The 11,031-nt window shown below is 37.8% G+C and carries 11 protein-coding genes and 5 tRNA genes; 4 read left to right on the forward strand and 12 right to left on the reverse strand.

The genetic code is table 11. The features are described 5' to 3' along the window. Window positions 1-8 precede the first annotated feature (8 nt). The 9 genes from nusA to tpiA form a co-directional block, all read right to left on the reverse strand. Window positions 9-1,493 (reverse strand): transcription termination factor NusA, encoded by a 1,485-nt coding sequence (gene nusA, locus B9T31_RS11135; protein WP_086182033.1) that lies wholly within the window; start codon window positions 1,491-1,493, stop codon window positions 9-11. Between the two features lie 34 nt (window positions 1,494-1,527). Beyond that, window positions 1,528-2,052, reverse strand: a complete 525-nt coding sequence (gene rimP, locus B9T31_RS11140; protein ID WP_086182034.1) for a ribosome maturation factor RimP — start codon at window positions 2,050-2,052, stop codon at window positions 1,528-1,530. A gap of 211 nt (window positions 2,053-2,263) precedes the next feature. Beyond that, window positions 2,264-2,340, reverse strand: a tRNA-Met gene (locus tag B9T31_RS11145). 87 nt (window positions 2,341-2,427) lie between these two features. Continuing rightward, window positions 2,428-2,504: transfer RNA gene (locus B9T31_RS11150), tRNA-Met, on the reverse strand. A 77-nt stretch (window positions 2,505-2,581) separates the two neighbouring features. Next, window positions 2,582-2,658, reverse strand: a tRNA-Met gene (locus B9T31_RS11155). 78 nt (window positions 2,659-2,736) lie between these two features. Continuing rightward, a tRNA-Met gene (locus B9T31_RS11160) sits at window positions 2,737-2,813 on the reverse strand. Window positions 2,814-2,861: 48 nt separating this feature from the next. Then, window positions 2,862-2,946 (reverse strand) — tRNA-Leu (locus B9T31_RS11165). 53 nt (window positions 2,947-2,999) lie between these two features. Then, window positions 3,000-3,329, reverse strand: a complete 330-nt coding sequence (gene secG, locus B9T31_RS11170) for a preprotein translocase subunit SecG (protein WP_086182035.1) — start codon at window positions 3,327-3,329, stop codon at window positions 3,000-3,002. A gap of 13 nt (window positions 3,330-3,342) precedes the next feature. Further along, entirely contained in the window at window positions 3,343-4,134 is a 792-nt protein-coding gene (tpiA, locus tag B9T31_RS11175) for a triose-phosphate isomerase (RefSeq protein WP_086182036.1), read from the reverse strand. Window positions 4,135-4,409: 275 nt separating this feature from the next. Between tpiA and pilB the strand changes: the two genes are divergently transcribed. From pilB to coaE, 4 genes are read left to right on the forward strand one after another with little or no spacing between them, the layout of a single operon-like run. After that, the gene (gene pilB / locus B9T31_RS11180; protein WP_086182037.1) at window positions 4,410-6,107 is read left to right on the forward strand and encodes a type IV-A pilus assembly ATPase PilB; all 1,698 of its coding nucleotides are present in this window, start codon (window positions 4,410-4,412) and stop codon (window positions 6,105-6,107) included. Between the two features lie 26 nt (window positions 6,108-6,133). Beyond that, window positions 6,134-7,360 (forward strand): type II secretion system F family protein, encoded by a 1,227-nt coding sequence (locus B9T31_RS11185; RefSeq protein WP_086182038.1) that lies wholly within the window; start codon window positions 6,134-6,136, stop codon window positions 7,358-7,360. Beyond that, window positions 7,360-8,226: a prepilin peptidase gene (locus B9T31_RS11190; RefSeq protein WP_086182039.1), complete on the forward strand. Its 867-nt coding sequence runs from the start codon at window positions 7,360-7,362 to the stop codon at window positions 8,224-8,226. Before B9T31_RS11185 ends, B9T31_RS11190 begins: the two co-directional genes overlap by 1 nt. 8 nt (window positions 8,227-8,234) lie before the next feature. Next, complete coding sequence (gene coaE / locus B9T31_RS11195; protein WP_086182040.1) at window positions 8,235-8,840, forward strand: dephospho-CoA kinase; 606 nt, start codon at window positions 8,235-8,237, stop codon at window positions 8,838-8,840. A 3-nt stretch (window positions 8,841-8,843) separates the two neighbouring features. On the opposite strand, the gene B9T31_RS11200 is transcribed toward coaE, so the two are convergent. The 3 genes from B9T31_RS11200 to B9T31_RS11210 all read right to left on the reverse strand — a co-directional run bounded on the left by B9T31_RS11200 (window position 8,844) and on the right by B9T31_RS11210 (window position 10,992). Continuing rightward, on the reverse strand, window positions 8,844-9,764 hold the full coding sequence (locus B9T31_RS11200) for a DMT family transporter (protein ID WP_086182041.1): 921 nt from the start codon (window positions 9,762-9,764) through the stop codon (window positions 8,844-8,846). A 31-nt stretch (window positions 9,765-9,795) separates the two neighbouring features. After that, the gene (gene rlmB, locus B9T31_RS11205) at window positions 9,796-10,545 is read right to left on the reverse strand and encodes a 23S rRNA (guanosine(2251)-2'-O)-methyltransferase RlmB (protein ID WP_086182042.1); all 750 of its coding nucleotides are present in this window, start codon (window positions 10,543-10,545) and stop codon (window positions 9,796-9,798) included. A gap of 123 nt (window positions 10,546-10,668) precedes the next feature. Then, window positions 10,669-10,992 carry a pyrimidine/purine nucleoside phosphorylase gene (locus tag B9T31_RS11210; protein ID WP_086182043.1) on the reverse strand — a complete coding sequence of 108 codons (324 nt, stop codon included), beginning with the start codon at window positions 10,990-10,992 and terminating at the stop codon, window positions 10,669-10,671. Window positions 10,993-11,031 lie beyond the last annotated feature (39 nt).

The following is an 11,031-nucleotide window of genomic DNA, read 5'->3' on the forward strand; positions in this document are numbered from 1 at the left end:
ATTACCTCCTAGTTAAACCATGATTCGCGCGCTTTCATGATGAGTTGACCTGCTTTTTCAGCACCTAAACCTTCAATATCTTCAATATCATCGGTTGCTTGATCAGCAAGATCATCAATCGTTACAACTCCACGAGCAGCAAGCGAGTAAGCGATCTCTTGTGTCATACCTTCCATTGCTAGAAGTTCTTCACTCGGATCTTGAATATTTTCTTGTTGTTTTAATGCATCTGCTAAAGTCACTTCTTTTGCACGACTTTGCAACATTTCCACAACTTCAGCGTCTAATTCGATTTCATCGAATGTTTCTACTGGTACATAAGCAATTTCTTCTAACGAAGTAAAGCCCATTTCAACCAATGCCATAGCAAGATCTTCTTCAATATCTAGACGTGTAACAAACATATCTAAATATTGTTGTGCTTCATTTTGCTGACGAGCGTAATACTCTTCCTCTAACATCATATCTAGCTTATAGCCAGTTAACTCAGATGCTAAACGAACGTTTTGACCCTGTGAACCAATAGCACGAGCTAATTGATCACTCGCTGCAAAAATAATATCTGCTGTACGTGCATCTTCATCAATCACAATGCTCGATACATCTGCAGGCTCTAAAGCACTTGCGATATATTGTGCTGGATCATCAGACCACACAACAACATCAATACGTTCACCATTTAATTCCTGTTGTACTGCTTGGATACGTGTACCACGCATACCAATACACGCACCTACTGGATCTATACGATGATCATTGGTTTTAACAGCAATTTTAGCACGAACACCAGGATGACGTGCAGCAGCTTTAATTTCGATAATTTCTTCAGAAATTTCTGGAATTTCTTTCTTCATCAATGCCATAAGCATTTCTGGTTTAGAACGTGATAATAATAATTGAGCACCGCGGCCTTCACGATTCACACTATAAAGAATAGCATTTATACGTTGTTTTGGACGTAGAATTTCTCTAGCAATCATTTCTTCACGCGCTAAATAAGCTTCTGCATTATCCCCTAAATCGATAATAAAGCCATCTTTAGTTTGCTTCTTCACTTCACCGTAAATTAACTCACCAACTTTTGCTTCATATGCATCGGCAACTAAAGCGCGCTCCGCTTCACGAATCTTTTGAACAATCACTTGCTTTGCAATTTGCGCAGCAATACGACCGAAATCAATCGACTCAACTTCTAATTCACGAATATCACCAATTGCCCATTGTGCAGGATCTACATCAGAAATTGCATCTTGGCATGCCGGCATTTCATGATCTTCATCAGCAACAACTTCCCATTGACGAAAAGTACTATAGTCACCAGTTTTACGATCAATCTCTACACGTAAACGTGCTTCTTCAGAACGAGTTCCTTCGTAAAATTTCTTTTTAGTCGCTGCAACGAGAGCTTGTTCAAGCGCTTCAAAAATTGCTTCACGACTTACACCTTTTTCATTACTGACCGTTTCAACTACGGTAAGAATTTCGCGCGCCATAAGCCACCTATTCGTTAGATTCTTATTTGTTAAATTAATCTTGATAGATTAAGTTAGCTTTATCGATATTGTGACTATCAATCTCCAATACCTGTTGCTTTTCAACTTCAACCTGAATCATTTCATTTTCCAGATCAACTGATACCAGTTTTGCCTGAAATTTACGACGGTTATCTACTGCACTAATAAGACGTAATGCAACTTGTTGACCAGTATAGGCAGACATTTGTTCTAGTTGAAAAAATGGTCGATCCCATCCTGGAGATGAAACCTCAAGTGCATACTCACCCGATATCGGATCATGAACATCAAGCATAGCACCGACTTGCTGTGTTACACGAACGCAATCTTGAACGCCAATACCACGACCTTCCTCAACTTCGCCATCCTCATTAAGAACAGGCTCAGCAACTTCATTAACAGCTTTGTCAATATAGATACGCAACAATGATCGCTTGCCTTGTGGAATAAACTCAATTCCCCAAAGATCTACGTTACATGCTTGCACTGCTGGCTCAATTAAGTCCTGAAGTGCTTGTGTTTTGTTTGATAGCTTCATTTACTCTCGTCAAATTTGTGCGAAAACTTGGTCTGATTAACCATAATACTTTACTATAGTGAAGCATATTTGACCGTAAGCCGTATACAGCTTATATCGACACTACACGATAGCCAATAAAAAAGGGCGTAATCGCCCCAATACTACACATTGTTTTTTAAAAATCCAATGTGCAAAAAGGCCCACTTTGTTGTGAGCCTCTTTAGAAACTTGGTAGCGGGAGCTGGATTTGAACCAACGACCTTCGGGTTATGAGCCCGACGAGCTACCAGACTGCTCCATCCCGCATCAACGTGCAAAAATTATATACAAAATATAGAATCTTTTCAATCAAAACTCTAAATTTTGCCCAATTAAGTTGCACCCTAATTGGATTGGTAGCGGGAGCTGGATTTGAACCAACGACCTTCGGGTTATGAGCCCGACGAGCTACCAGACTGCTCCATCCCGCATCAACATACTAGTTTTATTTCAATTTAAATAACTTTAAATTGTTTATTGTAAGATTACGCTTATCAATAAAGTTGATTGGTAGCGGGAGCTGGATTTGAACCAACGACCTTCGGGTTATGAGCCCGACGAGCTACCAGACTGCTCCATCCCGCATCAACATACAAGTTTTATCTCAATTTAAAATAACTTTAAATTGTTTATTGTAAGATTGCACTTATCAATAAAATTGATTGGTAGCGGGAGCTGGATTTGAACCAACGACCTTCGGGTTATGAGCCCGACGAGCTACCAGACTGCTCCATCCCGCATCAATAGATTTAGCTGCTTCACCAACAATAACTTCTGGATTATTTTGTTGGTGCGGAAGGGGGGACTTGAACCCCCACGCCCGAAAGCACTACCACCTCAAGGTAGCGTGTCTACCAATTCCACCACCACCGCAGCTGTGTCGCATTCTAGTCGTATCAATCTAAAAAAGAAAGGGCTAAATAGAATTATTCACCTGTTTTTGGCGCAGTTGGTGAAGTTTCAGTCGTTTTTGCAGGCACAGTTGTTGTCACAGGTGCTGTATTTAAGCTATAAGCATTCGTTGTTTGCTTTTTTGCAAAAATGGCTAAAGTCAAACTTGTAACAAAAAACAATGCAGTTAAAATTGCAGTTGCTCTGGTTAAAAAGCTTGCAGAACCATCGGCACCAAATACCGTAGCAGCGCCCCCACCACCAAAAGAGGCACCAGCATCAGCGCCTTTTCCATGTTGGATTAAAATCAACACAATCATTAAGATTGCTAAGATAATATGTACGACCAGCACAAATGTTTGCATGCTGTACTCCTAATTATTTTGTATTCGCAAATGCTTGTGCAATTTGATAAAAAGACTCTGCATTCAGTGATGCGCCACCAACGAGAGCACCATTAATATCTGGGCAGGCCGCCAACTCTACTGCATTTTCAGGCTTAACACTACCACCATATAAGATTGCAATTTTCGAACCTAATGCTGTGATTTGGTTTAAACCTTCTCTAATTTTAGCATGCATTGCTTGAGCATCTTCAGGAGATGCTGTTTTACCCGTTCCAATTGCCCAAATTGGTTCATACGCAATGACAAGATTCTGCCACTGTTCCGCACTAACCACTGAAGCGATATCACAGATTTGTTGTAAAACAACGGCCTCTGCCTGTCCTGCTTCTCGCTGTTCTAAACTTTCCCCAACACAATAAATGATCGTCATTTCTGCATTGAGTGCATTACTTATTTTTTTCTTTAAAATATGCGCATCTTCAGCAAAAATTTCACGACGTTCTGAATGACCAATCAATACATATTGAATGCCATGATCTTTCAGTAATTCTGCACTCACTTCACCAGTATATGCACCCATACCTGCCACACGAGATACATCCTGAGCAACGGTATAAACCACACGATTCAAGGACGCGAGTTCAGATTGAATACTGGTCAATGCAATTGAAATTGGCGCAAACCCTAAATAACATTTATTTTCATCAATGGGCTGAACTTGCAATAATTGTTTGAAATTTTCAACAAGTTGTAGAGCATCGGCTTTGACTGGATTCATTTTCCAATTACCAATAACCCAAGGTGTAATCGTCGACCCCGACATACATAACTCACAAAAACTATTTTTTAATCGTGCACATTCTACACGTAAATCATGACTCTGCTAAAAAAATATCTCATACGCTTTAGAAATTATAAATTACAAAAGTATTTTAATTTTTTCATATATTTCGAGACATTTTTGTTAACTATACCACATTAAAAGCGCAGATATACTAAGTATAAACAAACTTATATATAGTATTTTTGTTAAACAATCGTATAATTTTGTTACACCAAAAGTATAAAAATTAAATTAGATAATTAGAAGGGGCACCCATGCAAGTGATGCCAAAATTTACCGGTTTTATTCGACAACTTGTTGAAAATGATATCGTCGATGCTGATCGAATGCATTTGGCCATTGAGTCTTCTAAGCAAACCGAGCAAGACATCGTACCTTATTTGATACAGCATTATAATATTCCTGCCTTGGTTGTCGCCAAAGCAATTTCCATAGAATTTGGTGATCCTCTTTTTGACTTAAATGCGTATGATTCATCTTTAATTATCAAAGATATAGTTCATGAAAACATTATTATTCAGCATAAAGTTTTACCCATTTTTATTCGGGGTAACTTGCTTTATATTGCAACATCAAATCCAACCAATTTAGATGCGATTGAAGCGATTCGTTTTAGCAGTAAAATGAACATTGAAATCGCGATTGTTGAATATGACAAATTAAAAAAACTTATTGAGCAGCATTTTACCAATGAAGAAACTTTTAATTTTGATGAAGATTTTGAACTAGAAATCGATCACTCTGATCCTAATGATACACCTCAAGAAGAAGATTTTTTTAAAGATGAATCTCCTATTGTTAAATATATTAATAAGTTACTTATTGATGCTATTCGCATGGGAGCATCCGACTTACACTTTGAACCATATGAACATTATTATCGTGTCCGATACCGTATTGACGGTGTTTTAAGACAAATAGCCACCCCGCCCCTGCATCTTGCCAGTCGCTTAGCTTCGCGCATTAAAATTATGTCCCAAATGGATATATCTGAAAGACGACTACCACAAGATGGTCGTGTGAAATTGAAATTATCTAAACAGAAAGCCATTGATTTTCGAGTAAATTCACTCCCAACCTTATTTGGCGAAAAACTCGTACTTCGAATTTTAGACTCTTCAAGCACAATGGTTGGAATTGATACTTTAGGTTATGAACCTGATCAGAAAGCTTTATTTATGGAAGCTTTAACGAAACCACAAGGTTTATTACTCATTACAGGTCCAACGGGCTCTGGTAAAACAGTCTCTTTATATACAGGATTAAACATCCTCAATCATGAAGAAATAAATATTTCTACGGTAGAAGACCCTATTGAAATTAACCTGGAAGGAATTAATCAAGTTAATGTTAACTCAAAAGTAGGATTAACTTTTGCAACTGCCTTACGTGCATTTTTACGTCAAGATCCTGACATTATTATGGTTGGGGAAATTCGAGATTTAGAAACTGCCGAAATTGCCATAAAAGCTGCACAAACTGGTCATATGGTGATGTCTACACTACATACCAATAGTGCATCAGAAACCTTAACTCGCTTAAAAAATATGGGAATTCCCTCTTTCAATATTGCAACCTCGATTAATCTCGTCGTCGCACAACGTCTTGCGAGAAAACTGTGTAATCAATGTAAAGTACCCATTGATGTTCCTCCACAAAGTTTGATTGAAATGGGATTTTTGGAAAGTGATCTGCTCAATGCAACCTTTCAACTTTATAAACCCAGTCACTGCTCGGCCTGTCATGATGGCTACAAGGGACAAATTGGTATTTACGAAGTCATGAAAATGACGCCTGAAATTGCTAGATTAATCATGGAAGATCGCAATGCAATTCAAATTGCCGAAGCATCTCAACATTTAGGATTTCAAAACTTAAGGCGCTCAGGTCTATTAAAAGCAATGCAAGGAATTACTTCATTACAAGAAATCAATCGAATTACCAGCAAATAATTTAGAATAAATAAGGATAATAAATTATGGCGAATAAAAACTCACAAATGATGCCGCTCTTTTTATATGAAGGGTTTGACCGTAAGGGCATACGACTTAAAGGTGAAATTCCTGCACGCAATCTGGCCTTAGCAAAAGTCACACTACGTAAACAAGGAATTAGCATTAAATCAATTCGAGAAAAGAAGAAGAATATTCTTGAAGGAATGATGAAAAAAAGAGTTTCGACTTTAGATATCACAATCTTTACACGCCAGCTTGCAACCATGATGAAAGCAGGTGTTCCATTAGTACAAAGCTTTGAAATCGTTGCAGAAGGCTTAGACAATCCATCAATGCGAGAAGTCGTGTTAGGAATTAAAGGTGATGTCGAAAGTGGCAATACCTTTGCAGAAGCCTTAAAAAAGCATCCACAATATTTTGATCAGCTCTTTTGTTCACTCATTGAATCTGGTGAGCAATCAGGTTCACTTGAAACGATGTTAGAACGTGTTGCGATCTATAAAGAAAAAAGTGAACTATTGAAACAAAAAATAAAAAAAGCAATGAAATATCCTGCAACTGTTCTCATTGTTGCCATTATTGTCACCATTATTTTAATGGTGAAAGTTATTCCAGTTTTTGAAGACTTATTTTCATCATTCGGTGCAGAATTACCCGCATTTACTCAGTTCGTGGTGAATATTTCACGCTGGCTACAACAATATTGGCTCTTTTTAATCATTGGGCTCATTATTGCGATTATATTATTTACCCAAGTCAAAAAGCGAAGTCAAAAATTTAGAAATTTTTTAGACCGTCTTATCTTTAAAGTTCCCATCTTTGGTAACTTAGTTTATAAAGCCATTATCGCTCGTTATAGTCGTACGTTATCAACTACGTTTGCTGCAGGCGTTCCCTTAATTGATGCACTAGAGTCAACAGCAGGTGCAACCAATAATACCGTCTATGAAAAAGCGGTATTAAAAATACGTGATGATGTTGCTAGCGGACAACAATTACAGTTTGCAATGCGTATGGCTGAAAAATTTCCATCAATGTCAATTCAAATGGTTGCTATTGGTGAAGAATCTGGTGCTTTAGACGATATGTTAGATAAAGTTGCCACACATTATGAGAATGAAGTTGATCATGCTGTTGATGGCCTTACCTCAATGATGGAACCTCTAATTATGGCGATATTAGGTGTTTTAATTGGTGGCTTAGTCATTGCAATGTACCTTCCAATTTTCCAAATGGGATCTGTAATTTAATGGAAAATTTAATCAATTACTTTATCGAAAATCCAATTGCACTTTATCTTGCAGTCGGTATTTTTAGCCTGTGTATCGGCAGTTTTTTAAATGTTGTGATTTACCGAACACCCAAAATAATGCAACAAGAATGGCATCATGAATGTCAACTTCTTATCAATCCTGATCAACCTACGACAACCTTAGAGACACAACCATTAAGCTTAAGTCAGCCAAACTCGACTTGCCCCAAATGCCATTCGCCTATTCTCTGGTATCATAATATTCCCGTGCTGAGTTGGCTTTTCCTCGCTGGAAAATGTGCATCGTGTCAAAATCCCATTAGTGTTCGCTATCCATTTATAGAACTATTAACTGCTGGATGCGCGCTCACGGTTGCTTTTGTGTTAGGACCTACCATACAGATGCTCGGTGGACTTATCGTCACCTATCTTCTAATCACGCTCACTTTCATCGATTTTGATACACAACTCTTACCAGACCGCTTTACCTTAACACTTGCTGCACTTGGCTTAGGGTTCAATAGCTTTGCTATTTTTACATCACCAAGTTCTGCAATTTGGGGTTATATCATTGGCTTTCTTTGTCTTTGGATTGTTTATTATCTATTTAAGCTCATCACAGGCAAAGAAGGCATGGGCTATGGTGATTTTAAATTACTGGCTGCTCTAGGCGCATGGTTAGGCCCTTTCTTTTTACCGTTGATTATTTTATTTTCATCATTGCTTGGGGCAATTATTGGTATTATTCTATTAAAAATTCGCAAAGAAAACCAAGCTTTTGCATTCGGTCCTTATATTGCGATTGCAGGATGGGTTGCCTTACTTTGGGGTAAACCCATCATGAATTTTTATTTAGGTTATTAAGGGAAAATATGAGCTTTATTTTGGGATTAACAGGTGGAATTGGGAGTGGTAAATCAGCTGCAAGCCAATGGTTTGAATCTCAAAATATTGTAGTCGTAGATGCAGATGTTGTTGCACGTGAAATTGTGGAAATTGGTCAACCTGCTTTGCAACAAATTCATCAAGCATTTGGCGATTGGGTTTTACTTGAAAATGGTGCGTTAAATCGACGTGCCTTACGTGAGCATATTTTTAAAAATCCTCTTGCACGTAAGACTTTAGAAAATATTACTCATCCTGCTATTCGTACTTCTATTATTGAGCAATTACAACGAGCACAAAGCCCTTATGTTATCTTAGTTTCTCCTTTATTATTTGAGACCAATCAACATCAACTCACACAGCACAATTTACTTATTGATGCTTCTGAAGAACTTCAAATTCAACGCGCTTCTCAACGTGATGATCAGAATATAGAACAAATTCAAAAAATTATTCAAACACAAATGTCACGTCAAAAAAAGCGTGATTTCGCAAATGATATTGTGCTTAATGATGGGCATCTTGAGCATTTATACGAAAAACTACAGCCATTGCATCATAAATATTTAAAACTTGCATTAGAAAAAAAATAACGATTATTTTACTGCTTTGTGTTGTTCTAATTGCTGTGCTAGTGCATCTTTACGTCCAAACCAGCGCCAAGGTTGTAATGCACCAATACCAATACCAATAAGACCGCAAATGATCGCAAAACTTAAGGGCTCATCCAGCAAAGGAACAGCCAAGATGGCAGCAATAAAAGGTGCTAATGTCACAATGCTTCCCGCTTTAAATGCACCTAATCTTTTAATTGCTTCTACATATGTTAATGTGGCAACAATCACGACAAAGATGCCATGAAAAAGTACCTGAACAAATAAGTGCGTGGGTTCTGGTGCCGATAAGTTTTTAGGCAAAAATAGTAAATAAATGGGAATATAAATGATTGCAGACCAAATCGCGACCCCACACATGGTATGCCAAGCCGAAAGTTTCCAATGACGTAGCAAAACAGTAAAAATCCCCCACCATATTGCACTCATAAAAAATAGGAAATCACCAAATCCAAAGGCTGTCCCTGTTTCTTGATACATCAAAACACTCATTGTTGTAATCGCACTCAACATAATGGCTAAACTTAGCCATGTATGTCGATCAAAAGGATGCCGAAATAATATAAAACCTGCCAAAGCCGTACAAAGAGGTAGGCAACCATTTAAGAAAATAGCAGCATGTGCAGCAGGAACGTAATAAAATGCACTATAACAAGTCAAACAATAAAGCAGACCACCGATTACTGCTAAAATAATGGGCTCTTTTTTCCATAAAAAAGCCGTATCTTTTTTCCAAATTAAAATTGGTATTAAAATACAAAATGCCAAAAGAAAACGAAGGGCAGCTAAATCCCATGATTCGATATGCCATTTAACGCTTAGTCTGGTGCTTAATGTAAAACCGCCCCAAATACACATCGTAATCAGGACATAAATATATCCCTGCGTTCTTGATGACATCATAAAATTAAAAGAATATCAAAGGAGGTCAGTCTTAAACATTGCGTTGACGGCATGCTTCATATAAAGCCATTCCTGTTGCAACACTTACATTTAAACTCTGTAAATTTCCTGCCATTGGAATGAAAACTGTTTGATCACATTGAGACTGTGTAATTGGACGCAACCCTGTGTCTTCAGCGCCCATCACAATACAAACCGTTGAATCGGTAAAGTCATATTGCTGAACAGGGAGTGCTTTCTCATCTAACATTGTTCCAACCACACGAACATTAAATTCGTCTTTAATCTGACCCAATGTACGGGCCAAATTTGTCACTTGAATAAATTTTACTTTTTCAGCACCGCCTGCTGCAACTTTACGCGCAGTTGGCGTTAAGCTTGCAGAACGATCTCGTGGCACAATCACAGCTTCCACCCCCATTGCTGCTGCTGTTCGAATACAAGCACCTAAATTATGTGGATCAGTGACTTGGTCTAAAGCCAACAATAATGGTTGATGTGAACTTTGTAATAAGCTTTCTAAATCTTTTTCATTTAACGTGGGATATGGGCGTACAGCAGCAACCACACCTTGATGAAAAGGTAATCCTGCTAACTTTTCTAGTTTATCTCTACTTGCTTGTTGAACACTCACACCAAAAGGTTCAGCCAACTCTAATACACGCTTTAATCGGTGATCATCACGACCTTTCAAAGTAAATAACGTGAGTACACGTTCTGGCTCAAGCTCTAATAATGACTCCACTGAGTGAACGCCATAATAATATTCAGGTTTAGCCATGAACGACCCCTAGTCATACGGATAAAAATAGAAAAATCCTGCAAAGCCAACTTCGCAGGATTTATGCTTATGAATAGTTTACCCGATTCGGGTTAAAAATTCTTTGTTTACTTCAACTAGATATTAGCCTTCTAAGTGGCATACATAGTCTAAAACATCATCCGTTTCAATTTTAAAACGGCTATTTCCTGGTACATAGAAAGATTGACCTGCACGAAATAATTCGCTTTCTTCGCTCTCTGCGATAAGCACTCGACATTCACCAGAAATAATTTCCATTCTTTCAGGAACATGTGTTTCAAAAGTTAACGCACTTTCAGTTGGTAAAATTACACCTAGTGTTTTCTTCGTACCATCTTCAAATTGCACCGTATGACTAATACATAAGCCACCAAAATAAACATTAGACTTTTTTACAACTGATACATGATCAAACTGAGCTGACATGCCTATTCTCCAGATAACACTTTATATTTGTACGACTGA

Source organism: Acinetobacter sp. ANC 4558 (assembly GCF_002135375.1).
Classification (GTDB): domain Bacteria; phylum Pseudomonadota; class Gammaproteobacteria; order Pseudomonadales; family Moraxellaceae; genus Acinetobacter.

Coding starts and splice junctions, on each gene's coding strand:
- secG (WP_086182035.1), bottom strand. CDS start 3,329: ATGCAAACATTTGTGCTGGTCGTACATATTATCTTAGCAATCTTAATG.
- tpiA (WP_086182036.1), bottom strand. CDS start 4,134: ATGTCGGGGTCGACGATTACACCTTGGGTTATTGGTAATTGGAAAATG.
- nusA (WP_086182033.1), bottom strand. CDS start 1,493: ATGGCGCGCGAAATTCTTACCGTAGTTGAAACGGTCAGTAATGAAAAA.
- rlmB (WP_086182042.1), bottom strand. CDS start 10,545: ATGGCTAAACCTGAATATTATTATGGCGTTCACTCAGTGGAGTCATTA.
- B9T31_RS11200 (WP_086182041.1), bottom strand. CDS start 9,764: ATGATGTCATCAAGAACGCAGGGATATATTTATGTCCTGATTACGATG.
- B9T31_RS11210 (WP_086182043.1), bottom strand. CDS start 10,992: ATGTCAGCTCAGTTTGATCATGTATCAGTTGTAAAAAAGTCTAATGTT.
- rimP (WP_086182034.1), bottom strand. CDS start 2,052: ATGAAGCTATCAAACAAAACACAAGCACTTCAGGACTTAATTGAGCCA.
- coaE (WP_086182040.1), top strand. CDS start 8,235: ATGAGCTTTATTTTGGGATTAACAGGTGGAATTGGGAGTGGTAAATCA.
- B9T31_RS11185 (WP_086182038.1), top strand. CDS start 6,134: ATGGCGAATAAAAACTCACAAATGATGCCGCTCTTTTTATATGAAGGG.
- pilB (WP_086182037.1), top strand. CDS start 4,410: ATGCAAGTGATGCCAAAATTTACCGGTTTTATTCGACAACTTGTTGAA.
- B9T31_RS11190 (WP_086182039.1), top strand. CDS start 7,360: ATGGAAAATTTAATCAATTACTTTATCGAAAATCCAATTGCACTTTAT.